Source organism: Streptomyces sp. NPDC002884 (assembly GCF_040295245.1).
In the GTDB taxonomy this organism is placed as follows: Bacteria; Actinomycetota; Actinomycetes; order Streptomycetales; family Streptomycetaceae; genus Streptomyces.
This window is the reverse complement of record NZ_JBEOVB010000006.1, coordinates 239,616-261,931: the sequence shown is the minus strand read 5'-3', so window position 1 is coordinate 261,931 and position 22,316 is coordinate 239,616. Positions and strand designations below refer to the sequence as shown.

Annotated in this window: 19 protein-coding genes; 5 read left to right on the top strand and 14 right to left on the bottom strand. The window is 73.0% G+C overall.

What is annotated here, in order from left to right; translation table 11 throughout:
• Window positions 1–12: 12 nt before the first annotated feature.
• Complete coding sequence (locus tag ABT070_RS15775; RefSeq protein ID WP_351760176.1) at window positions 13–1,485, bottom strand: FadR/GntR family transcriptional regulator; 1,473 nt, start codon at window positions 1,483–1,485, stop codon at window positions 13–15.
• A gap of 255 nt (window positions 1,486–1,740) precedes the next feature.
• Here ABT070_RS15775 and ABT070_RS15770 point away from each other — a divergent pair, with 255 nt between their 5' ends.
• Window positions 1,741–2,949, top strand: a complete 1,209-nt coding sequence (locus ABT070_RS15770) for an acyl-CoA dehydrogenase family protein (RefSeq protein WP_351760173.1) — start codon at window positions 1,741–1,743, stop codon at window positions 2,947–2,949.
• Between the two features lie 56 nt (window positions 2,950–3,005).
• Entirely contained in the window at window positions 3,006–4,247 is a 1,242-nt protein-coding gene (locus ABT070_RS15765) for a cytochrome P450 (protein WP_351760170.1), read from the top strand.
• A 137-nt stretch (window positions 4,248–4,384) separates the two neighbouring features.
• Here the strand turns inward: ABT070_RS15765 and ABT070_RS15760 are convergent, their stop codons facing one another.
• From ABT070_RS15760 to ABT070_RS15715, 10 genes are read right to left on the bottom strand one after another with little or no spacing between them, the layout of a single operon-like run.
• Window positions 4,385–6,046, bottom strand: a complete 1,662-nt coding sequence (locus ABT070_RS15760) for a thiolase C-terminal domain-containing protein (protein ID WP_351760167.1) — start codon at window positions 6,044–6,046, stop codon at window positions 4,385–4,387.
• Window positions 6,043–7,188 (bottom strand): thiolase family protein, encoded by a 1,146-nt coding sequence (locus ABT070_RS15755; RefSeq protein ID WP_351760164.1) that lies wholly within the window; start codon window positions 7,186–7,188, stop codon window positions 6,043–6,045. The genes ABT070_RS15760 and ABT070_RS15755 overlap by 4 nt, the downstream gene beginning before the upstream one ends.
• Before the next feature lie 15 nt (window positions 7,189–7,203).
• The gene (locus tag ABT070_RS15750) at window positions 7,204–8,325 is read right to left on the bottom strand and encodes a CaiB/BaiF CoA transferase family protein (RefSeq protein ID WP_351760161.1); all 1,122 of its coding nucleotides are present in this window, start codon (window positions 8,323–8,325) and stop codon (window positions 7,204–7,206) included.
• 2 nt (window positions 8,326–8,327) lie between these two features.
• Window positions 8,328–9,092, bottom strand: coding sequence for a crotonase/enoyl-CoA hydratase family protein (locus ABT070_RS15745; protein ID WP_351760158.1), 765 nt, complete (start codon window positions 9,090–9,092; stop codon window positions 8,328–8,330).
• Between the two features lie 2 nt (window positions 9,093–9,094).
• Window positions 9,095–10,357 carry an FAS1-like dehydratase domain-containing protein gene (locus ABT070_RS15740; protein ID WP_351760155.1) on the bottom strand — a complete coding sequence of 421 codons (1,263 nt, stop codon included), beginning with the start codon at window positions 10,355–10,357 and terminating at the stop codon, window positions 9,095–9,097.
• On the bottom strand, window positions 10,354–11,865 hold the full coding sequence (locus ABT070_RS15735; protein ID WP_351760152.1) for a class I adenylate-forming enzyme family protein: 1,512 nt from the start codon (window positions 11,863–11,865) through the stop codon (window positions 10,354–10,356). The genes ABT070_RS15740 and ABT070_RS15735 overlap by 4 nt, the downstream gene beginning before the upstream one ends.
• A gap of 4 nt (window positions 11,866–11,869) precedes the next feature.
• On the bottom strand, window positions 11,870–13,108 hold the full coding sequence (locus ABT070_RS15730) for an acyl-CoA dehydrogenase family protein (RefSeq protein WP_351760149.1): 1,239 nt from the start codon (window positions 13,106–13,108) through the stop codon (window positions 11,870–11,872).
• 20 nt (window positions 13,109–13,128) lie between these two features.
• Window positions 13,129–13,596, bottom strand: coding sequence for a VOC family protein (locus ABT070_RS15725; RefSeq protein WP_351760146.1), 468 nt, complete (start codon window positions 13,594–13,596; stop codon window positions 13,129–13,131).
• Between the two features lie 10 nt (window positions 13,597–13,606).
• Complete coding sequence (locus ABT070_RS15720; protein ID WP_351760143.1) at window positions 13,607–14,806, bottom strand: cytochrome P450; 1,200 nt, start codon at window positions 14,804–14,806, stop codon at window positions 13,607–13,609.
• 34 nt (window positions 14,807–14,840) lie between these two features.
• Window positions 14,841–16,073: a CaiB/BaiF CoA transferase family protein gene (locus tag ABT070_RS15715; protein WP_351760141.1), complete on the bottom strand. Its 1,233-nt coding sequence runs from the start codon at window positions 16,071–16,073 to the stop codon at window positions 14,841–14,843.
• 103 nt (window positions 16,074–16,176) lie between these two features.
• On the opposite strand from ABT070_RS15715, the gene ABT070_RS15710 reads away from it, so the two are divergent.
• Window positions 16,177–17,496, top strand: coding sequence for an acyl-CoA dehydrogenase family protein (locus ABT070_RS15710; protein WP_351760139.1), 1,320 nt, complete (start codon window positions 16,177–16,179; stop codon window positions 17,494–17,496).
• Window positions 17,493–18,260, top strand: coding sequence for an SDR family NAD(P)-dependent oxidoreductase (locus tag ABT070_RS15705; RefSeq protein ID WP_351760136.1), 768 nt, complete (start codon window positions 17,493–17,495; stop codon window positions 18,258–18,260). Before ABT070_RS15710 ends, ABT070_RS15705 begins: the two co-directional genes overlap by 4 nt.
• A gap of 198 nt (window positions 18,261–18,458) precedes the next feature.
• On the opposite strand, the gene ABT070_RS15700 is transcribed toward ABT070_RS15705, so the two are convergent.
• From ABT070_RS15700 to ABT070_RS15690, 3 genes are read right to left on the bottom strand one after another with little or no spacing between them, the layout of a single operon-like run.
• On the bottom strand, window positions 18,459–19,493 hold the full coding sequence (locus tag ABT070_RS15700; protein WP_351760133.1) for a phosphotransferase family protein: 1,035 nt from the start codon (window positions 19,491–19,493) through the stop codon (window positions 18,459–18,461).
• Window positions 19,490–21,037: a class I adenylate-forming enzyme family protein gene (locus tag ABT070_RS15695; protein ID WP_351760131.1), complete on the bottom strand. Its 1,548-nt coding sequence runs from the start codon at window positions 21,035–21,037 to the stop codon at window positions 19,490–19,492. Before ABT070_RS15695 ends, ABT070_RS15700 begins: the two co-directional genes overlap by 4 nt.
• A 16-nt stretch (window positions 21,038–21,053) precedes the next feature.
• A complete protein-coding gene (locus tag ABT070_RS15690) occupies window positions 21,054–21,362 on the bottom strand; it encodes a hypothetical protein (protein ID WP_351760128.1) in 309 nt (102 codons plus the stop codon).
• Window positions 21,363–21,463: 101 nt separating this feature from the next.
• Between ABT070_RS15690 and ABT070_RS15685 the strand changes: the two genes are divergently transcribed.
• Complete coding sequence (locus ABT070_RS15685) at window positions 21,464–22,237, top strand: enoyl-CoA hydratase/isomerase family protein (RefSeq protein ID WP_351760125.1); 774 nt, start codon at window positions 21,464–21,466, stop codon at window positions 22,235–22,237.
• The last annotated feature ends 79 nt before the right edge of the window (window positions 22,238–22,316 follow it).

Sequence of the window (22,316 nt, the reverse complement as noted above, 5' to 3'; positions counted from 1 at the left end):
AGTGTCACTAAATCAGTGCCACCAGGGGATCAACGCGTCCAGGTGACGGCGCATCCGGTGACGGGCGACCCCCGCGTCGCCCTGGACGATCGCGTCGAGGATGCGCTGGTGGACGTGCTGGACCTCGTCGGCCGCGGTGTCTCCGGGCAGCGGCCGGTCATGACCCGAGGCATGCCGGCGGAACAGCTCGGTGATGATGGCGAGGAAGAGGGAGAGCACCGGATTGTCGGCCAGGGCCGCCAGTTCGGAGTGGAACAGGTCGGCCTTGCGCGGATCGCCGGCCGGGCCCTCGGTCGCCCACCGGACCGCCTTCGCGAGGCGCTCGGCGACCTCCGGGTCCCCCTCGGCGTGCCGGGCGGTCACCCTTGCCACGATGCCGAGCTCGACGGCGTTGCGGACGATCCGCAGGTCGTCGGCCGTGACGCCCTGGTACTCGAGGAAGAGCGCCATCGTGTCGATGCTGGCCTGCGGCTCGGGCGCGGTCACGACCAGTCCACCGCCGGGCCCGCGGCGCATCCGGGCGACCTGGTGGTACTCCAGCAGCCGCACCGCCTCCCGCAGGACGGCCCGGCTGATCTCGTAGCGGGCCAGCAGGTCCGCCTCCGAGCCGAGGACCATGCCGATCTGCCAGCCCCGCGCGGCGATGTCGTCGTGGATCCGGGCGGCCACCACTTCGGCGAGCTTGGCCCGCGGACCCTCGACCAGTTCGGGCTCGACCACGTTGCCCGAGATCCGCTGCCCGCGCCGTACCCGGTGCTTCTCGATCCAGGCGGCCACCGACTCCAGATGCGCGGTGAGTTCGGTCTGCGCGCGGGCGCCGTCGTCGGCGACGACCGCGTCGACGACGGCGCGGTGCTCACGGTGCGAGGTCTCCTTCGCCGCGTGCATCTCCGCCCTGGAGATCCGCCGGGAGGTGTGCGCGTACCGGGCGGTGAGACGGGTGAGCACGTCGATGAACAGGTGCAGCACCGGGTTTCCCGAGAGCCGGCCGAGCACCGGGTGCAGCGGGTCCTGCGAATGGACCGACGGGTCGTCCCAGTGGCCGCGTTCGGAGTCGAGCGTGGCCCGGAGCGTGGCGATGCCCTCTTCCGTGATGCGGTCGGCGGCGAGCCCGGCGGCGATCGGTTCGAGGAGCTGGCGGGCCCGGAGCAGGTCCGTGACGCTGGTGCCGACGTACTCCAGGTAGATCACCATGGCCCGGGTCGCCGGTCCCGCGTCCGGCGCGCAGACGATCAGGCCGCCGCCCGGGCCGCGCCGCATCCGGGCGACCTGGTGGTGCTCGACCAGCCGCACCGCCTCGCGCAGCACCGCGCGGCTGACCCCGAGCCGCTCCCGCAGGTCCACCTCGGAGCCCAGCGACTCGCCCACGGGCCAGCCCTGGCGGATCACGGTCGCCTCGATGCGCTGCGCGGTCTGCGCGGCCAGCTTGCCGACCGGGATGCCGGCCTCGCCGTCGGCGGGCTCGCGGTCGACGGCAGTCGCCATGGGCCAACTCCTCTGAGGGGACGATTGCGGATCCCCAGTCTATTGGCCACCAGGGCGGAAGACGTGCCGGTCGGACGCTCAGCACCGAGATCGGGGTACTGATTCAGCCGCCCGACCCTGGCAACCGACCCGATGACCCGGTTAGAGTACCCTCATTTCGAGATCGCTTGCATGAGGACCCATGAGTACCCATGAATGCCCATGAGGACCGACGAGGATCCATGGGGATCGACGAGGACCGAGGAGTCGGCGGCGATGCGACTGGAACCCACACCCGAACTCGAGGCGTTCCGCGGGAAGGTGCGCGCCTTCGTGGCGGAGCACGCGCCCGGCGCCAAGCCGCACTCCGGGGTGCGCGCCCCCGAGCCGGCCCTGATGCCGGCGATCCGGGAGTGGACCGCCAAGCTGTACGAGGCGGGCCTCCTCGGCATCGACTGGCCCGCCGAGTACGGCGGCCGGCCCGACGCCCACCCGCTCGAACCGTCCGTCGTCGCCGAGGAGATCGCCCGCGCCCGCACCTGGCCGCCCGTCGGCGCGTCCTCGCTCGCCTCGGCGGCCCTCCTCGACTTCGGCACCGACGCCCAGCGGGCGCGCCTCCTGCCCCGCATCCGCAACTGCGAGGACGTGTGGTGCCAGCTGTTCAGCGAGCCGGAGGCGGGCAGCGACCTGGCGGCGCTGCGCACCCGCGCCCGCCGCGCGGGCGAGGGCGACGACGCGGTGTTCGTCGTCGACGGCCAGAAGGTGTGGACGACCAACGGCCAGTACGCGGACATGGGTTACCTGCTCGCGCGCACCGACGCCGACGCCCCGAAGCACCGGGGCATCACGGCGTTCGCGCTGGACATGCGCAGCCCCGGCGTCGAGGTGCGGCCGTTGCGCGAGATCACCGGGACCACCGACTTCAACGAGGTCTTCCTCGACGGCGTCCGGATCCCGGCCGCCCAGGTGATCGGCCGGGTGAACGACGGCTGGCGGGTGGCGATGAGCAGTCTGGGCCGTGAGCGGTCCGGCGTGGCCGCGCGCGGCGCCGAGCTCTCCGCCGTGCTGGACGACCTGGTGCGGCTGGCACAGGCGACCCGGGCCGGCGGCCGGCCCGCGCTCGACGACCGCGCCACCCGGCAGGCGATCGGGGAGCTCGCCGCGCGGGTGCGGGTGAACGCGGCGATGACCGGCCTCGCGCAGTCGAGGGCGCTGCACGGCACGGAGCGGCCCGAGGACGCCCCGCTGGGCAAGATCTTCTTCAGCGAGCTCCATCACGACCTGGCCGACTTCGGGCTGCGCCTGCAGGGCACGGACGGGCTGCTCACCGGGGACGACCCGGAGGCGGTGGCGGACGGCTGGTGGCAGGACGCGCACCTGTACTCGCGTGCGTACACGATCGCGGGCGGGGCGAACGAGGTGCTGCGCGACCAGGTCGCCGAGCGGGGGCTGGGGCTGCCGCGGGAACCTCGACCCGAGGGTTGATTGTACCGACCGGTCGACATAAAGTCGCGTCCAGTCGACGAGAGGGCGAGACAACCATGACCGACAGCGTGGCCGGCAAGGACGTCGCCGAGGAACTTCCGGAGTTCCCGTCACCCCGGTCGAGCCGGTGCCCGTTCGCACCGCCGCCGGGACTGCTCGAACTGCACGACACGGGGAAGGCCGTCGTCCGCGCCAGGACGTGGGACGGCACCACCCCCTGGGTCGTCACGACCCACGCGGCCCAGCGCCGGCTGATGACCGACCCGCGGCTCAGCGCCGACATCGGCGCGCCCGGATATCCGCACACGACCGAGGCGATGAAGGCGCACGCGGCCGAGATCCGCCCGTCGATCAACAACACCGACGGCGCCGAACACACCCGGTGGCGCCGGATGCTGACGAACTCGTTCACCCGTCACCGGATGGAGAGGATCCGCCCGGAGATCCAGCGGATCACCGACGACCTCATCGACAGGATGCTGGACGGTCCCCGCCCGGTCGACCTGAACGAGGCCCTCTCCCTGCCGCTGCCGTCACTGATGATCTGCGCGCTCCTCGGAGTGCCCTACGAGGACCACGCGTTCTTCCAGGAGCACGCCGGAGTCACCAACGCGCGGTTCAAGACCGCACAGGAGGCGGCCCGGTCCACGGCGGACCTGCGCCGCTACATCTCCGGGCTGATCGAGGCCAAGATCGACGATCCCGGCGAGGACGTCCTCTCCGACCTCGGCGCACGCGTCAAGGAGGGGGCTCTGTCCATGGAGGACGCCGCCCCGCTCGGGCACATCCTGCTCGTCGCCGGCCACGACACCAGCGCCAACATGATCACGCTGGGCACCGCGCTGCTGCTGGAGCACCCGGACCGGCTGGCGGCTCTGCGCGAGCACGCGGACGATCCGAAGTACGTGGCCGGCGCCGTCGAGGAACTGCTGCGCTATCTCACCATCCCGCATCTGCTGGCCCGGCGGGCGGTGGTGGAGGACATCGAGATCGACGGGGAGACCCTCCGCGCGGGCGAGGGCGTCATCGCCTCGCTGCCGGCGGCCAACTGGGATCCGCAGGCGTTCCCCGAGCCGGCGGAACTGGACCTCACCCGCACCGCCGCGCATCACCACGCGTTCGGCTGGGGTCCCCACCAGTGCGTCGGACAGCAGCTGGCCCGTATCGAACTGCACGTCGTGTTCAGCACCCTGTTCCGCCGGGTGCCGACCCTGCGGCTCGCCGTCGACGTCTCGGAACTGAGGTTCAAGGAGGACTCGCAGGCGTACGGCATCTACGAACTGCCCGTCACCTGGTGACCGGCGCCCCGCGCGACCTGGTGCTCCGGCGCCCGCGGCAGGAGTGAGCCCCAAGGCCTCAGAACCCCAGAACCCCAGAACCTCAGGGCCTCAGGGCCTCAGGGCCTCAGGGCCTCAGGGCCTCAGGGCCTCAGGGCCTACTCCGCCTTCCTCAGCAGCATCGCCCCCGACGGCACTCCCCCGCCCGCCGTGACCACCGCCACCCGGGCGCCGTCGACCTGGCGTCCGTGCGCGTCGCCGCGCAGTTGCAGCACGGCCTCGCGGACGAAGCCGTAGCCGTGCAGCCGGCCCGCCGAGAGCTGGCCGCCGTGCGGGTTGAGCGGGAGGTCGCCGCCGGGGGCGATGGTGCTGCCCCCGGCGATGAAGTCCGTCGCCTCGCCCGGCCCGCAGAAGCCGAGGCTCTCGATCCAGGACAGGGCGTTGAAGGTGAACCCGTCGTAGAGCAGGGCGACGTCGACGTCGGCCGGGGTGAGGCCGGTGCGGGTCCACAGATGGGCGGAGGGACCGCCCGACTGCGGCAGGTGCGTCAGGGTGTCCTGGTCCCAGCTGAGCCGCTCCAGCACGGCCGTGCCGACCGACTCGACCAGGACGGGCGGCCGGGGGCGGTCGTACGCCGTCTCGATCGCCGACACGACGACGGCCACCGCGCCGTCACAGGGGACGTCGCAGTCGTAGAGGCCGAACGGGGTCGTGATCATGCGGGCGCCGTAGTAGTCGTCGAGCGTCATCGGCTCGCGGTGCAGCGCCTCCGGATTGCGGGTCGCGTTCGCCCGCGCGGTGACGGCGATGGCGCCGAGGGCCTCGCGGCCGACGCCGTAACGGTGCATGTAGTGCGAGGCGTTGCACCCGATCCACTGGGCCGCGGACATGGCCCCGAACGGCGCCCGGAACTCGAACATGCCCGTGGCGCGGCCGCCGGCGGACCGCCACCGCCCGGACCGCAGCAGCGCGCCGTGCGAGGACTCCCACACCGTGCGGAAGCAGAGCACGTGCCGGCACAGCCCGGCGGCGACGGCCAGCATGCCGGCGGTGATCGAGCCGATCTGGCCCGGCACCTCCCGGGCGCCGTTGACCCAGGTGGGGCGCAGTTGCAGGGCCTCGGTCAGCGCGGTGACGCCACCCTCGCTCATGCCGTCGGGGCTCGGTCCCGGGTAGGTGGAGAGCCCGTCGACGTCCTCGAGGTCCAGGCCCGCGTCGGCGACCGCGGCCAGACACGCGTCGACCGTCAGGGACAGCGGGTCGACCATGAGGCGCCGGCCCACGCGTGACTGTCCCACGCCGGTCAGCGCCACCCGGTCCTCGTACTTCCGGGCCGAGGCCATCGGGCGTACGCGGGCGCGGACGTCGCGGGGCTCGGGCAGCGGACCGGGGCCCTCGGCGGCCTCGGTCCGCGGGTCCGGCTCGAACAGGGGGGCGTACACGTCCTCCTCGAGCCGCTCGAAGCGCACCCGGACCCGCATGCCGACCCGGACCTCGTCCGGGTCGCAGCCCACGATGCCGGTGGTCAGGCGCGCCCGGTCGTCCTCGGCGAGGGCGACCACGGCGACGACGTACGGCGGCGGGAACCCCGGCAGCCAGGTCTGGTGGTTGACGCTGAACCCCACCACCACGGCCCGGCCCGAGACCGGGGCGAGCCCCACGTCACGGCCGCGACAGGACGGGCAGACCGGCAGCGGCGGATGGAAGTACCGTGCGCACGCCCCGCAGTGGGAGACGCGCAGCACCCCGTCGGCTCCCGAACGCCAGAACCCGGCACTGGCGAGGGTGGGCTGGGGCAGCGGCCGTTCGACGGCTGTCATCGCAGCAGCTCGATGACCGTGGCGTTGGCGGTTCCGCCGCCCTCGCACATGGTCTGGAGCCCGTAGCGCAGGTTCTCGTGCCGCATCCGGGCCAGCAGCCGGGTCATCAGGATGGCGCCGGAGCCGCCCAGCGGATGCCCGACCCCGATCGCCCCGCCCAGCGGGTTGAGCCGCCCGGGGTCGGCGCCGGTCTCGGCCAGCCAGGCCAACGGCACCGGTGCGAACGCCTCGTTGACCTCGTACACGCCGATGTCGGCGAGGGACAGTCCGGAGCGGCGCAGCACCTTCTCGGTGGCGGGGATCGGGCCGAGCAGCATGGTGATCGGGTCCGCGCCGCTGACCGCTCCGCTGTGGTAGCGGGCGATGGGGACGAGACCGAGCTCGCGGGCCCGTTCCGCGGTGGTCACGAGCAGGGCGGCCGCGCCGTCGGAGATCTGGGAGGCGTTGCCCGCGTGGATCACGCCGTCCTCCTTGAAGGCCGGCTCTAGCCTCGCCAGCGTCTCGACCGACGTCCCCCGCCGCAGCCCCTCGTCGACGGTGAACTTCGCGCCGTCGACCTCGACCGGCACGATGTGGTCGTCGAAGACGCCCGCGTCGATCGCCGCGGCGGCCTTCGCGTGCGACCCGGCGGCGAACTCGTCGAGCCGGGTGCGGGGCAGACCCCAGCGTTCGGCGATCAGTTCGGCGCCGATGCCCTGGTTGAACTCGACCCCGTCGTAGCGGGCGAGGACGCCGGGCCCGTACGGCTGTCCCGTGGTGCGGTGCGAGCCGAGCGGCACCCGGCTCATCGTCTCCACACCGCCCGCGACCACGAGGTCGTACTGGCCGGACATGACGGCGTGGGCGGCCTGGTCGACCGCCTGCTGGCCGGAGCCGCAGGCCCGGTTGACCGTGACGGCCGGGACGTGTTCGGGCCAGCCGGCGGCGAGCACCGCGGACCGGCCGACGTTGCTGGACTGGTCGCCGATCTGGGTCACACAGCCCCAGACCACGTCGTCCACCGTGCCGGGGTCCACACCGGTGCGCTCGACGAGCGCGTTCAGCACCCGGGCCGACAGATCCGCCGCGTGGACCGGGGCGAGCGAGCCGTTGCGCTTGCCGATCGGGGTGCGTACGGCGTCGACGATGACGGCGTCTCGCATGAGAGCTCCTTCAGGTCAGTCGGAGAACTGCACGGCGGGGTCGACTCCCCAGTCCCGGAACACGGCCCCGGTGTCGGCGCCGACCGCCGGTGCCGCCCGGCCCGCGCTCGACGGGGTCGCCGAGAACCGGGGCGCGGCGGCGGGCTGGACCACGCCGTCGCGGGCGAAGAGGCTGCCCCGCGCGGCGAGATGAGGGTGGGCGGCCGCTTCGGTGAGGCTCAGGACGGGTGCCACGCAGGCGTCGGTGCCCTCGAACAGCTCCGCCCACTCGTCCCGGGTGCGCTCAGCGAAGCGTCGCGTCAGCAGCCGGCGCAGCCGCGGCCAGGTCGACCGGTCGTGCTGCCGGTCCGGGTCCACACCCAGGTCGAGCAGTTCGACCAGGGTTCGGTAGAACTTGCGCTCCAGCGCCCCGACGGCGATGTGGCGGCCGTCCTTCGTCGCGTACACGGCGTAGAAGGGCCAGCCGCCGTCGAACCGGTTGACGCCCCGTTCGTCGCTCCACTCGTCGCGCCCGAGCTTGCCGAAGGTGCTGGCGAGGAGGTGTGCGGTGCCGTCGACGACGGCCGCGTCGACGACCTGGCCGCGGCCGGTGCGGGCGGCTGCGTGCAGGGCGGCCAGTACGCCGATCACGAGGTAGCAGCCGCCGCCCCCGAAGTCGCCGACGAGGTTCAGCGGGATCCGCGGCGGGCCGCCCGCCTCCCCGATGGCGCCGAGCGCGCCGGTCAGCGCGATGTAGGTGATGTCGTGTCCGGCCGACGCGGCGAGCGGTCCTTCCTGCCCCCAGCCGGTCATCCGGCCGTAGACGAGGCGGGGGTTGCGGGCCAGGCAGTCGTGCGGTCCGACGCCCAGGCGTTCCGTGACGCCGGGCCGGAACCCCTCGATCAGCACGTCGGCCCGTTCGACGAGCCGCAGGAGCGCGGCGGTCGCGGCCGGGTCCTTCAGGTCGAGGACGACCGACCGCTTGCCCCGGCCCAGCACGTCCGCCGGGCCGCCCCCGTCCGGTTCGTCCGCCCGCCGGGGCCGGTCCACGCGGACGACCTCCGCCCCGAGGTCGGCGAGGAGCATGCCGGCGAACGGGGCCGGCCCGATGGCGCCGAGTTCGACGACCCGGCAGCCGGCGAGCGGTCCTGCCGTCATGGTCAGCGTCCCTTCCAGACCGGTGCCCGCTTCTCCGCGAACGCCGCCGCCCCTTCGCGGGCGTCCTGCGACCGGAACACCGGCTCGGCGATGTCGAACTGCCTGCCCCAGGCCTCGTCCAGCGTCCAGTCGGCGGTGGAGCGGGCGATCCGCTTGGTCGCCGCGACCGCCAGCGGTCCGTTCGCGGCGATGGCCGCGGCGAGTCGGAGAGCGCCGTCGAGCGCGCCGCCCTCGTCGGTGAGCCGGTTGACGAGGCCGTGCGCGGCGGCTCGTTCGGCGTCGATCGGCGCACCCGTGAGCAGCAGTTCCAGGGCGATCGCGTACGGGATCCGGCGGGGCAGATGGAGAGCGGCGCCCGCCCGCGCGACCAGCGACCGGGTCACCTCGGGCACGCCGAGCCGGGCGGTGCGCGAGGCGACCACCAGGTCGCAGGCCAGCAGCAGTTCGAAGCCGCCGGCCAGGGCCCAGCCCTCCACCGCGGCGATCAGCGGCTTGCGCGGCGGTGTCATGCTGATCCCGCACAGGCCGCGGCCCTCGATCGCGGGCGTCTCGCCCCGCAGCCACGCCTTGAGGTCCATCCCGGCCGAGAACGTGCCGCCCGCCCCCGTGAGCACGCCGACCCGCAGCTCGTCCGACTCGTCGAGTTCGTCCACCGCGGCCGCGACCCCTGCGGCCACCCCGGCGTCCAGCGCGTTCTTCACCGCCGGGCGGTTGATCGTGATGACCTGGACCGCGCCACGGCGCTCCACCAGCACCTCGTCCGACACGTCTACCTCCTCGAATCGTGCAATGGATCGCCGGTGACGGCGAATTCGGCCAGTTCATGGGCGACCATGCCGTCCAGGTCGTCGGCGGGCGGCGCCGGCAGTTCGACGGCGCGGTCGCGGGTCGGCAGCAGGACGACGGCCGTGCCGGGAGTGGTGACCTCGCCCCGCTGGTTCTCGCAGCGCACCTCGATGTGCACCTCGGCCCGGCCGGCCGCCCGCCGCTTGTCGACGACCGTGCCCCGCACCCACGTGGTGTCGCCGAGGTAGTTGAACCTGCGGTGCTCGCAGCGCAGTCTCCACAGCCAGCCGTCGTCGCCGATCCAGTCGGTGAGCAGATGGCACAGCCAGGTCTCGCGCATACCGCCGTAGTCGTAGGAACCCGGCAGCCCCAGCTCCCGCGCCCGCTCCGGCTCCCAGTGCAGGCGCTGCACGGTGTCGGGGACGTTCAGCGGGTTCGGCGGATAGAGGCCGGGCGCCTTGCGCCGGACCTTCGCGGCGATCCCGAACGCCCCGGGCGGGGTGAGCTGCATGCCCCAGCCCAGGTGCCAGACGACCACGTCGGTGGTGGTGAGCGGACCCTTCACCCGGGGCTGGAGCTCCTCGCCGATCTCGACGTCCTCCCAGTGGCGGGGACGGGCGCCGCGCCGGCTCTCGGCCGCGTACGCCGCGTCGATCTCGGCGAGTTGTGCGGCGGTGTAGGGCTCCTGGACGAGCCTCTCCTTGGCCTTCGTCCTCGAGGTGTGCCGTTCGGCGTTGATCCAGGTGCCCCGCCGCAGGGCGTGCATCTCACCGTGCCCGTTGGTGTAGAGGTAGTCGCGGACCACATGTGCGGTGCGCCCGCCGAAGCTGCTGGGCTTGATACGCACGCCCACCTGGGTCTGCAGCACCCGGCACCGGTCGCCGAGCCGGAGGGGACGCCACCATTCGAACTCCATCACCGCCTGGTAGGAGCCGAGTCCGGCGAACGGGTCGCCCTTGAGCAGCGCCCGGGTCCCGGCGTCCGGCGCCGGGGCGGCGTCCTCCCCCATCGTGTACAGGAAGGCGGGCGGTGCGACGAGCGTGCCCCAGCGGGTCGTGGCCGCGTACTCCGGGTCGCCGTAGAGGGGGTTGTCGTCACCGTAGCCGTACGCGAAGTGGCGTACGCCGTCCCGGGTCACCTCGTAGTTGTGCGGGGGGTTGCGCTGGGGCTGGGGAACGCCGAGGCGGCGGCGGGAGCGCTCGACCGCTTCGTCGGTCAGTACGCCGAACTGCTCGGTGGTGGTCATTTCCGGTCCTCCTCGGGGCGGCTGTGCCGGGCCGGCCGACCGCGCACGAGCTCCAGCAGCTCCACGCGGCTGACCTTGCTCGACGGGGTGCGGGGCAGTGCGTCGAGGACGACTATGTGGGCCGGCACCTCGTACGGGGTGAGCAGGCCGCGGCAGTGGGCGACGAGTTCGGCGGCGTCCGGCGCGGGCCGGTCCGGCTCGACCTCGACGGCCGCGACCGGCACCTCGCCCAGTCGCGGGTCCGGCAGCCCGGCCACGGCCGCCTCCCGTACGGCCGGGTGCGACTCCAGTACGCGTCGGACCGTCTCGGGCCGCACCTTGAAGCCGCCGCGGATGATGGCGTCGTCCGCGCGTCCCTCGATCCAGACGAACCGGTCCGCGTCGATCCGGGCGAGATCGCTGGTACGGACCCAGGTCCGGCCGCCCCGGGTGCTCTGCTCGGTCCTGACCTCCAGGCGTCCCGTCCCGCCGGGCGGGAGTTCGGCTCCGTCCTCGCCGGTCACCCGCAGCTCGACCCCGGCCAGGGCGCGCCCCGAGCTGCCCGCCTTGCGCCGCCACCACCGCTGGTGCAGCGGCAGCGTCCAGCCGGCCACCGCTCCGGCGAACTCGGTCGCCCCGTAGGTCATCAGGACGGGGATGCCGTAGGTGCGGAAGAACGCGTCGGCGAGCTCGGCCGGGCAGGGCGCCGTGCCCGAGGTGACGACCTGGAGGCTCGCCAGCCGTTCCTTCGGCACCTGCGCGTCGAGTACCGCGCGCAGGGCGGCCGGCACCAGGCTCGCCGCCCTCAGCGCGTGCCGTTCCACGGCGCTCACCCAGGGTTCGACGGCGAACCTGGGCAGCAGCAGCATGCGGCGCCCGGTCGCGAGAGCGGCGAGCGCCCGCCACAGCCCGCCGATGTGCACGAGCGGGGTGGCCACGAGCGACGCCGACCTCGACAGCAGTCTCTCGGGCTTCGGGGTCTGCCCGCCGGAGACCAGCGCCTGGTCCAGCTGGCCGATGCGCAGCGGGACGCGTTTGGGGGGCCCGGTGGTGCCGGAGGTGAGCATCTCCACGGCGACACCGGGGTGGGCGGGCGCATCGGCGGGCGCCGTACCGCCCACCGGCCGCAGGGTGCCGTCCGTGCCCAGCTCCAGGGCCGCGCCCCGGGCGGTCACCGCCGCCAGGACGCCCTCGCGGGCGAGGGGTTCGGCGCCGGAGACGACCACGGGCAGCTCACAGCGGGCGATGTCGGCGGCGAGCCGCGCGGCGGGCTGGAGCGGGCTCAGCATCACCAGACAGCGCCCGGAGGCGATCACCGCGGCGACCACGGCGACGTGCTCGGGCCGGTTCTCCAGGACGACGCCGACGCGGGCGCCGTCCTGCGCGCCCACCGCGTCGAGTTCCTCGACGAGCCGGCGCGCGGTGCCCTGGACCTGCCCCCAGGTCCACCACAGCCCGTCGTACTCGATCGCCTCGGCGTCGGCGGCGGCCTCGGCCAGCAGCCGGGACAGGCGGTCGCGAATTCCCACGTGATCAGCCTTTCGTCGCCGTGGCCACGGAGATCCCGACCAGGTCCGCCAGCCGAGCGCGGTGCGTCGCCGGGCTTCCGAAGAGCTGCTCGGACGACTTCGCGCGCCTCAGCTGGAGGTGCGCGTCGTGCTCCCACGTGCAGCCGATGCCGCCGTGGATCTGGATGTTCTCCTTGGCCACGTGGGTGAAGGCGTCGGCGCAGTACGCGGCGGCGAGGGCGGCGCAGACGGGCAGTCCGTCCGTGCTCCCCTCCACCGCGGGCGCCGGCGGCCCGCCCGGCGCCCCGGTCGCCACGGCCGCCACGGACATCGCGTGGTACGCCGCCGACCGCGCGGCCTCGACCTTCAGCAGCATGTCGGCGCACTTGTGCTTGACGGCCTGGAACGACCCGATGGGGCGGCCGAACTGCACCCGCGTCCCGGCGTACTCCACCGCCGCGTCCAGACACGCCCGCGCCCCGCCGACCTGCTCGGCGGCCAGTGCCACGGCCGCGAGGTCGAGCACCCGGCGCAGATATCCGGTGGCGTCGCCCGGCGGGCCGACCCGCAGCGCCGGGGCGCCGTCGAGGTCGATGCGCGCGAGCCGCCGGGTCGGGTCGAGCGTCTCCAGCCGGGTGCGGGTCACTCCGGGCGCGGCACCGTCGACGGCGAACAGCGCGGGACCCGTGTCGGCGCGGGCCACGACGAGGACCAGGTCGGCGCTGTGGCCGTCCACGACGAACATCTTCGTGCCGAAGACCCGCCAGGCGCCGTCGCCGTGCACGGCCTCGGCCGTCACGTCCGCGAGGTGCCACGATCCGCTCTCCTCGGCCAGCGCCAGCGTGCCGGTCAGCGAGCCGTCGGCGATCGCGGGCAGCCAGCGCGCCTTCGCCGTGTCGTCGCCGGACGCGGCGAGGGCCTGTCCGGCGAGGGCCACGGTGGCGAAGTACGGCGAGGGCAGCAGGACCCGGCCGAGTTCCTCCAGGACGATCCCCAACTCGACCGGTCCGCCGCCGAAGCCGCCGTGTTCCGGTGGCAACGCGATGGCGTGCAGGCCGAGTTGGCCGGCCATCTGGCGCCAGAGCGCCGGGTCGTGGCCCTGCTCGGACTCCATCGCCCGGCGTACCGCCCCGCTCGGCGCCTTGTCCGCGAGGAAGCGGCGCAGGGTCGAGCGGAGCTCTTCGTGCTCGTCGGTGAAGGTGGAGACGGGGGTCGAGAAGGGGGTGGAGGTGGAGACGGGGGTGGAGGTGAAGGTCGGTGCCACGTCTTTCGCGTCCTCGGTGGTCACTCGGGCGTCTTCGACCGCAGGTAGGCGGAGAAGTCGGGCATCCGGGCACGGTCCACGATCTCGATCCGGAGCCCGGAGGGGGCCAGGTGGTAGGCGAAGACCGACGGTGTCCCGTCGATCACCGCGCAGGCCTCCAGGGCGAAGCCGGACTCCGCCAGCCGGTGCGACGTCGTCGCGAGGTCGTCGCAGAAGTAGCCCAGGTGGTGCGTCGCGGTGTGCGCGGACGCGGTCCACGGCGTCCCGGGGATCTCCTGCACGAGTTCGAGGTGCGGGGCGTCCAGCGAGTACGCGTAGCGGAGGTTCAGCACCCGGTCGCCGTCGGCGAGCCGGACCGGCAGCTCGGCGGACATGGTCCGGGTCCACCGGTAGCCGGCGACCTCGCCCATCCGGGCCTTCCAGGCGTCGATGTCCGGGACGACGATGCCGGTGTGGTAGAGATCCGCCGTGCGGAGGGGATGCGTCATGGCCGGCCCCTCACCACTGCAGCCGCAGCGACGTGATGCCGTACATGTTGCCGTGCTGCCGGAGCTCCTGGCCGGGTGCGACCCGGTAGTCGGGGATGCGCCGGTGCCATTCCTCGACCGCGACGTTGAGTTCGAGGCGGGCGAGATGCGAGCCCAGACAGCGGTGCGGGCCCGAGCCGAACGCGATGTGGTTGGTGGCCCTGCGGTGCAGGTCCACCTCCAGCGGGTGGTCGTACCGCCCGGGATCGCGGTTGGTGACCGCCAGCGGGAGCATCACCATCTCGCCGGCCCTGACCGGACACCCGCCGATCTCGACGTCCCTCGTCGCCTTGCGTGCCGGGACGACGAACGAGTAGACGCGGAGGATCTCCTCCACGGCGGTGGGAACGAGCGAGGGGTCGGCGAGGATCTCGGCCCGCTGCTCCGGATGGGTGGCGAAGTGGTAGAGCGCCCAGCCGATGGAGATCGGGACCGTGTCGAAGCCCGCCTGGAACATCAGGACGCAGAAGGCGTGCATGTCCCGGTCGCCGATCGGATCGCCGTCGATCGTCCAGGTCATGGCGTGGGACAGCAGGTCGTCGCGCGGCGTCCTGCGGCGCAGGGCGATCTGTTCCTCGAAGTACGCGGACACCTCCCGCATGGCGGCCAGTTGCCGTGCGCCGTCCGGGTCCTCGGCGTGGGACAGGTGCAGCAGCGCGTGGGTCCACGCGAGGAAGACGGGCAGGTCCTCCTCCGGCAGGCCCATCAGGCGCATGAAGATCACGGTGGGGAAGCGGCGTGCGAACGCGTCGAGCACGTCGTCGCCGTCGCGTCCCGCCAGGGCGTCGATCATCTCCGCCGCGACCCGGCGGACCTCCGGTTCCCGGGCGGCGACGGCACTCGGGGAGAAGTAGCGGCCGAGCAGGCGCCGCCACACGCTGTGCACGGGCGGGTCCAGCATCTCGGGGATCCACAGGAACTTCGGGTCCGCCTCGAGCGCGGTCACCGACTTGTTGGAGAAGGTCCGCCAGTCCTGGAGTGCCTGCTGCACCTGCGGGCCGTCCGTGACGACCCAGTAGCCGCGGGCGACGGTGCTGCGGAACCCGGAGTGGGCGCCGGCCATCTCGTCCCAGCGCTCCTGATGGCTGAGGACCGGGCCGCCGAGCCGGTTGTCGAAGTGATAGGCGGGCAGACCGTCGTGGGTTCCGTCCGGTTCGGGTGTCGTACGCATCACGGCTCCTTCCGTCGTACCTCGGGTCCGTCCGTCACGTCGCCGCACCGTCGATCTTGAGCGCGATCAGCTCGTCCTCGGTGAGGCCCAGCGAGCGCAGGACCTCGTCGGTGTGCTCGGCGAACTGGGGTGCCCGGGTGAGGCCGGCCGGCGTCTCGTCGAACTGGACCGGGTTCGCGACCAGTTCACGGTCGACTCCGTCGGCGTCCACGACGGGGGCGATCAGTCCGTTGGCGCGCAGGGCGGGATCCTGGCCGACCTCCCAGGCGTTCTGCACGGCCGCCCACTGGCCCTCCCCCCGGGAGAGGATCTCGACCCACTCCGCGAAGGGGCGGGCCGCGACGAGGCCGGCCACGATCCCGGCGGCCTCGGCCGCGTTGGCCATCAGCTTCTCGGTGCTGTCGAAGCGTTCGTCGCCGCACAGTTCCTCGCGTCCGGCCAGCTTGCAGAACTCCGCCCAGTACCGGCCGGGTTGCAGCATCGACAGTTCGATCCAGCGGCCGTCCGCGGTGCGATAGGCCCCGATGAGCGGATTGGTGGCCGAGCCGTGCCGGGGCGGGGTGTTCACCGGGAGCGGGCCGCCGGTCATCAGCGCGAGGTTGACCGTGAACTGCGTCGCCCAGGCGCCGACGCCGACCAACGACACGTCCACCACGGACGGTTCACCGGTCGTGGCACGGGAGTAGAGGGCGGCGGCGATGCCTCCGGCGAGCGCCATGCCGCCCATCGAGTCGCCGTAGGCGCCCGCGGGCATCCGCGTCATCCGGTCCGCGCCGGGCGGGGTGACGCCGGCGGCGCTGCCGCCGCGCGCCCAGAAGGCGGTGCTGTCGTAGCCGCCCTTGCCGGCCTCGTCCCCGCGGGCGCCGAAGCCGCTGCCGCGGACGTAGACGATGTCGGGGTTGACCGCCCGTACGTCCTCCACGTCGATCCGGAGCTTCGCCCGCGCCTCCGGCAGGAAGTTCGTGAGGAACACGTCGCTGGTCCGGATCAGCTCCTCCAGCACGCGGCGCGCGGACGGCTTCTCCAGGGCGAGGCCGACGCTGCGTTTCCCGCGGTTGGGCCCCTCCATGATCGGGAAGAACGACGAACCCTCGCTGGCGGCCTCGTAGCCGAGCACCCGGACCAGCCCGCGCTGTGCGTCGCCGCGTTCGGCGTGCTCGATCTTGATCACGTCGGCGCCCCAGTCCGCGAGCACGGCACCCGCCGCCGGGACGAAGGTGAACTGGGCGACTTCGAGCACCCGCACGCCCTCCATCGGCCTCTGCATCGGACCAACTCCTCTGCGGCTCATCGCTATTGCGCATACCCAATGCGCCAACTCTGCCCCAGAGTATGGACCGAGAGGGGCCAAAAAGTATACTGTTTTCGCCATGCTGGATTTCACGATCGACCCTGAGTTCCAGGCCGGGCTGGACTGGGCCGCGGCCTTCGTACGCGAGGAGGTCGAGCCGCTGGACCTGCTGTTCCCGCACGGCGGCGACCCGTACGACACCCGCAACGAGAAGGCCCGCGCGATTCTGCGGCCGCTGCAGCAGCAGGTCCGGGAGCAGGGGCTGTGGGCCTGTCACCTCGGCCCCGAACTGGACGGCCCCGGCTACGGCCAGGTGAAACTCGCCCTCCTCAACGAGATCCTCGGCCGCTCCTACTGGGCCCCGACGGTGTTCGGCACCGCCGCCCCGGACACCGGCAACGCCGAGATCCTCGCCATGTTCGGCACCGCGGAGCAGAAGGCCCGCTATCTGCGGCCGCTGCTCGACGGCGAGATCGTCTCCACCTTCTCGATGACCGAACCGCAGGCCGGAGCCGACCCCAAGGAGTTCGTCTGCCGCGCCCGGCGGGACGGCGAGGAGTGGGTGATCGACGGGGAGAAGTGGTTCTCCTCCAACGCCCGTTACGCGGCCTTCCTCATCGTCATGGCCGTCACCGACCCGGACGCGCCGCCACACGCCCGCATGTCGATGTTCATCGTGCCGGCCGAGACGCCCGGCATCGAGATCAAGCGCAACGTCGGCACGATGGACGAGCGCGGCTCCCTCGACGAGGGCATCCACGCCTACCTCCGCTACCACCAGGTCCGCGTCCCCCTCGACGCCATGCTCGGCGGCCCGGGCAAGGGCTTCGAGGTCGCCCAGGCCCGCCTCGGCGGCGGCCGTGTGCACCACGCGATGCGCACGGTGGGCAAGTGCACGCGCGCCTTCGACATGATGTGCGAGCGGGCGCTGTCCCGCCGCACCCAGGGGACCCTGCTCGCCGAGAAACAGGCGGTGCAGCAGTTCATCGCGGACTCCTGGGTGGAGCTCCAGCAGTTCCGGCTGCTCGTCCTGCACACCGCCTGGCTCATCGACACCCGGCCGCACGGCGCCGCACGCACCCAGGTCGCCATGTGCAAGGTCCAGACGGCCAAGGTGCTGCACGACATCGTCCAGCGGGCGGTGCACCTGCACGGGTCGCTCGGCACCACCGATGAACTCCCGCTCGCGAAGTGGTGGATGGCCGCGCCGAACCTCGCCCTCGCCGACGGCCCGACCGAGGTGCACCGCACCACCATCGCCAAGCAGCTGCTGAAGAACCACCGGCCGGCCGAGGGGCTGTTCCCCAGCGAGCACATCCCGCCGAAGCGGGAGGCCGCCCGCAAGCGGTACGCGCACATCATCGGCGACGACGCTCTCAGCGGCCGGGTGGACGGATGAACGACGTGGACTCCCCCGGCCCGGCCGGCCTGTTCGACCTGTCCGGCAAGGTCGCGCTCGTCACCGGGGGCAGCCGGGGCCTGGGGCGGGAGATGGTGCGGGCCTTCGCCGCCGCGGGCGCCGACGTGGTGATCGCCAGCCGCAAGCTCGACGCGTGCGAGACGGTCGCGGCCGAGGTCCGCGGCCTCGGCCGGCGCGCGTTGCCGGTCGCCGCGCACGTGGGTCACTGGGACGACCTCGGCCGGCTGGCCGACACCGCGTACGAGGAGTTCGGGAGGGTCGACGTCCTCGTGAACAACGCCGGCATGTCACCGCTGGCGCCCTCCTCGCAGGAGACCGGCGAGGAGCTGTTCGACAAGGTCGTCGGCGTCAACTTCAAGGGCCCGTTCCGGCTCGCCTCGCTGGTCGGGCGGCGGATGTCCGAGGGAGACGGCGGCTCGATCATCAACATCTCCTCCTCGGGAGCGCTGTTCCCCCAGCCGCGGTTCGGCCCCTATGCCGGCGCGAAGGCCGCGCTCAACGCGCTGACCACCGTCTTCGCCCTGGAGTACGGCCCGAAGGTGCGCGTCAACACCATCTCGGCCGGTCCGTTCCTGACCGACATCGCCCAGGCCTGGTCCGAGGAGAAGCGCCGGAGCACACGCAGCGCGGTCGGCCGGCCCGGCAGGCCGGAGGAGATCATCGGCACGGCGCTGTACCTGGCGAGCGACGCCTCCAGCTACACCACGGGGTCACTGATCCGGGTGGACGGCGGGCTGTACTGAGGCTCCGCCGGCTCCGCGGTTAATCGGCCGCGGGCCGGTTGGCTCGTTCGCCGCGGGTCGGTTGGTTCGTCGGCCGCGGGCAGGTGGGGGCCAGTCGCGCCCGCGCGGCGGAGCCGCACTTTTCAGAGGTCCGCGCCCGTCGGAGCCCCGCGTCCCTCGGAGCGCGGCGCCCCTCGGAGCGCGGCGTCCCGGGGCGGCTCAGACCGCTCGGCCGAGCAACCGCGTCGCCTCGGCCAGGAGCACCGGAAGCGCCGGGAGCATGCGCCGGTGCATGTCGGTCAACTGCCCCGCCTTACGGCCGCGCTTGATCAGCAGGGCGGTCGCGGCGGACTCCTTGTACTTGGTCAGCGCCTCGAACCAGGACAGGTGCGGCAACGCCTCGCCCCGCGTCTCCTGATAGGCGTCGATCAGTTCCGCCTTCCCCGGCATCCCGGTCGGCTCCCCCGACGGGGACGCCGGGTGGCGGGCCTCGTCGGTGAAGAAGGTCAGCCAGGTGATGTCGACCCGGGGATCGCCGAGCGCCCAGATCTCCCAGTCGATGACGGCGTTGACCGAGTCCGCGTCGCAGAGCGTGTTGCCGAGCCGGTAGTCGCCGTGGGTGACGACCGGCATCATCGCGGCGGGCATCGTGGCGCGCAGCCTTTCCCCGACGGCCTCGTACCCGGTGCGCAGGTCCTCGGGCACGGTCGTGAACGCCCGGGTCCAGCGGTCGATCTCGGCGCCGAGGGTGACGACGGGTTCCACGGCCAGGGCGGTCCGCTTGGGGTCCACCCGGTGCAGGTGCGCGAGCATCCGGGCCGCGTCGAGGGCGCGGGCCCGTACCTGGCCGGCGGGGACGGTTCCCCGCGGCACGAGCACCGGTTCCACGCACTGACCGGCCACGAGCTCCATCGCCACGAAGGGCTGCCGAGCCGTCGGCGCACCCTGGTCGGAGAACAGCACCTCCGGCACCCGCACCCCCGGCACACCCGCCAGCAGTCGCATCAGCCGGGCCTGGCGCAGTACGTCCCGGTTGCGGACCGGTTCCAGACCGGGCGGGGCCACTTTGAGGACGACGCGCTCGTGTCCGGCGGGGACACCCGACAGCACGGCCACGTAGGTGAGGCTGGACGTGCCGCCGGTGAGCGGCTCGACCGACTCCACGGCGGCCCCGGGAGCCCAGCCGCGGACCGCGACCGCTGTCCGTCGCGTCAACTCCGCCGTCCGGTCGGCACTGTCCGCGACGACGCTCATGTCCTCGTCCCTGTCGGTCCCCGCCGGTCCCCGGCCCGACGGCCGCCGGCGGTCAGCGCCTCGACGATGTCGCGGCGCACGAGCTTGCCGGTCGGGGTACGGGGCAGTTCGGGCCAGCGGGTGATGCGGTCCGGTGTCTTGGAGCCGCGGAGCGTGCCGCGCACCCGCGCGCGCAGGGCGTCCGGGTCGATCGCCACACCGTCGCGCAGGACGACCACCGCCTCGATCCGCTGGCCCCATTCCTCGTCCGGGACGCCGACGACGACCGCGTCGAGCACGTCCGGGTGGCCCAGCAGGATGTCCTCGATCTCGGCGGGCGCGATGTTCTCGGCACCGCGGATGATCGTGTCGTCGGCCCTGCCCTCGATGTGGAGATAGCCGTCCGGGTCGATGCGGCCCCGGTCGCGGGTGTGGAAGAAGCCCCGCTCGTCGAACGCGGAGCCGTGCCCGGCGTACTCGCCCGACACCTGCTCGCCGCGCACCCAGATCTGCCCGGTCCCGCCGGGGGCCGCGACCGCGCCGGACGCGTCACGGACCTCCAGTTCGACACCCGGCACCGGCAGTCCGGCCGAACCGAGCCGGGCCCGTACCGCCGGATCGGCGCTCGCGGCGGCCGTCCGGTGCTCCTGCGGCCCCAGGACCGTGATGGTGGACGAGGTCTCGGTGAGCCCGTAGGCGTTCACGAAGTCCACGTGCGGCCAGACGCGCAGCGCGGTCTCGATGACCCGTACCGGCATCCGGGCCCCGCCGTAGGCGAGTGCGCGCAGCGAGGGCACCGACCGGTCGAGGCCGCCGGTGTCCATGAGGCGGGCGAGCATCGTCGGCACCACCATCGCGTGGGTGATCCGCTGCTCCCGTACCAGGCCGAGCCAGCCGTCCGGTGTGAACTGCTCCAGGGTCAGGGTCCGGCGTCCCGCGTAGAGGTTGGTCAGCACGTTGGACACGGCGGCGATGTGGTAGGGCGGGACGCTCACCAGGGCCGCCGCGTCGGGGTCGGCCGCGGCGAACTCCACCGTGCCGAGCACGTAGGACACCAGGTGGTGGTGGCGCAGGAGCACGCCCTTGGGCGCGGAGGTCGTCCCGCTCGTGTAGATGAGGACGGCGGGCGGTGCGGGCGGCGGCGGATCGTCGGCTGCGGGGCCGGGGCCGGAGCCGGGGTGGCGCGCGGCCCGGGCGAGCCACTCGGCCGGGGTGTGCGCCGTCAGCCCGGCACGGCGCAGGGCCTCGCCGTGCTCCGGATCGGCGATGCCCAGCGCGCGCGGGTGGTTGGCCAGCAGCGCGTCGAGCTGGGCGGCGCCCAGGCGGTAGTTGACGGGCACCAGGGGCACCCCGGCGCGGGCGGCCGCGAACAGCGCGACCGGGAGGGCCGGACCGTTCACGGCGAGGTACACGATCGCGTCGGCGTCGGCCGCGCGCACCAGGTGTGCTCCGCCGGCCGCCAGTTCACGCAGCCGGCGAGCGGTCAGCCCGTCGTCCGTGCGCCCGATGACGACCCGGTCGCCGAAACCCTCGGCGGCCATGTCCGACAGCATCGATATGTTCACGGGGCTCCCCCGCCCCTCAGTCCGAGGCCGGGAGCGGTTTGGCGCTCTTCACCGGCAGCGGAACGCCGTTCAGCGCCAGGGTGCCCGGTCCGGGCTTCGTGCAGAGCAGTTCGACGCCGAGGTCCTCGTCGGCGTACCGCTTGCCGAGCAGCGAACCGCCCATCAGTTCGGGGTCGGGCGCACCGGTGAGGGATCCCGGCGCGGTCCCCTCCACCATGGCGGCCCCGCCGCAGGTGATCTCCAGCTCCTCGTCCGGGCACCGCACGACGATCACCGCCGTCGGGTCGACCGTACTGGCGAGCATCTGCCCCACGCGTGGCCTCATCGCAGTGTCCTCCGCGGCTCTCGTGGTGCCGATCACTGGCACCGAGTAACCAGAGAAAAGTATACTACTTTCCCCGATCGCGTCGAGAACGGAGCTGCCGGATGGAACTCAGGACCGTGCTGTTCGAGGTGACCGGCCACGTCGCCACGATCACCCTCAACCGGCCCGAGGTCATGAACGGCTTCAACCAGGAGATGCTGGAGGACTTCGCCACTCTCTGGCGCACCGTCAAGACCGACGACGACGTGCGGGTCGTCGTGCTGCGCGGCGCCGGCGACCGGGCGTTCTGCACCGGCATGGACGTGAAGGAGGGCATCGACCGCCATCCCAACGTCTGGTCGCAGACCGATCCCGGGGAGTACCTCTCGCCGAAGCTGAACCAGGTGTGGAAACCCCTGGTGTGCGCCGTGCACGGGATGGCCGCCGGCGGCGCCTTCTACTGGCTCAACGAGGCCGACATCCTGATCTGTTCGCAGGACGCCACGTTCTTCGACCCGCATGTCAGCTACGGCCTGACCGCGGCCCTGGAACCGATCGGTCTCGCCCGGCGCATCCCGCTCGGCGAGGCTCTGCGCATCGCCCTGCTCGGCCTGGACGAGCGGGTGTCGGCCGCGCGTGCCCTGCAGATCGGCCTGGTCAGCGAGGTGTTGCCGCGCGAGGAGCTGTGGGACCGGGCCGACCGGATCGCACGCATCATCGCCGCCAAACCGCCCGCCGCCGTCCAGGGCACCGTGCGGGCGATCTGGGAGTCGCTCGACTCGACCCGCACCCAGGCACTGCGCACCGGCCTGTCGTACACCCAGATCGGAAACCCGGTGGGGCAGGCCGGCGTCGACCGCTCCGCGGTGCCCCGGGGGCAGTGGACACTGCGCTGACGCTCCCCTAACCTCTCCTAAATAAGTGTACTTTTTTACGGAGCACGCGGCCCGGCTTCGGGCATTCGACGGGAGGCTC

Coding starts and splice junctions, on each gene's coding strand:
- ABT070_RS15775 (WP_351760176.1), bottom strand. CDS start 1,485: ATGGCGACTGCCGTCGACCGCGAGCCCGCCGACGGCGAGGCCGGCATC.
- ABT070_RS15770 (WP_351760173.1), top strand. CDS start 1,741: ATGCGACTGGAACCCACACCCGAACTCGAGGCGTTCCGCGGGAAGGTG.
- ABT070_RS15765 (WP_351760170.1), top strand. CDS start 3,006: ATGACCGACAGCGTGGCCGGCAAGGACGTCGCCGAGGAACTTCCGGAG.
- ABT070_RS15760 (WP_351760167.1), bottom strand. CDS start 6,046: ATGACAGCCGTCGAACGGCCGCTGCCCCAGCCCACCCTCGCCAGTGCC.
- ABT070_RS15755 (WP_351760164.1), bottom strand. CDS start 7,188: ATGCGAGACGCCGTCATCGTCGACGCCGTACGCACCCCGATCGGCAAG.
- ABT070_RS15750 (WP_351760161.1), bottom strand. CDS start 8,325: ATGACGGCAGGACCGCTCGCCGGCTGCCGGGTCGTCGAACTCGGCGCC.
- ABT070_RS15740 (WP_351760155.1), bottom strand. CDS start 10,357: ATGACCACCACCGAGCAGTTCGGCGTACTGACCGACGAAGCGGTCGAG.
- ABT070_RS15725 (WP_351760146.1), bottom strand. CDS start 13,596: ATGACGCATCCCCTCCGCACGGCGGATCTCTACCACACCGGCATCGTC.
- ABT070_RS15720 (WP_351760143.1), bottom strand. CDS start 14,806: ATGCGTACGACACCCGAACCGGACGGAACCCACGACGGTCTGCCCGCC.
- ABT070_RS15715 (WP_351760141.1), bottom strand. CDS start 16,073: ATGCAGAGGCCGATGGAGGGCGTGCGGGTGCTCGAAGTCGCCCAGTTC.
- ABT070_RS15710 (WP_351760139.1), top strand. CDS start 16,177: ATGCTGGATTTCACGATCGACCCTGAGTTCCAGGCCGGGCTGGACTGG.
- ABT070_RS15705 (WP_351760136.1), top strand. CDS start 17,493: ATGAACGACGTGGACTCCCCCGGCCCGGCCGGCCTGTTCGACCTGTCC.
- ABT070_RS15700 (WP_351760133.1), bottom strand. CDS start 19,493: ATGAGCGTCGTCGCGGACAGTGCCGACCGGACGGCGGAGTTGACGCGA.
- ABT070_RS15690 (WP_351760128.1), bottom strand. CDS start 21,362: ATGAGGCCACGCGTGGGGCAGATGCTCGCCAGTACGGTCGACCCGACG.
- ABT070_RS15685 (WP_351760125.1), top strand. CDS start 21,464: ATGGAACTCAGGACCGTGCTGTTCGAGGTGACCGGCCACGTCGCCACG.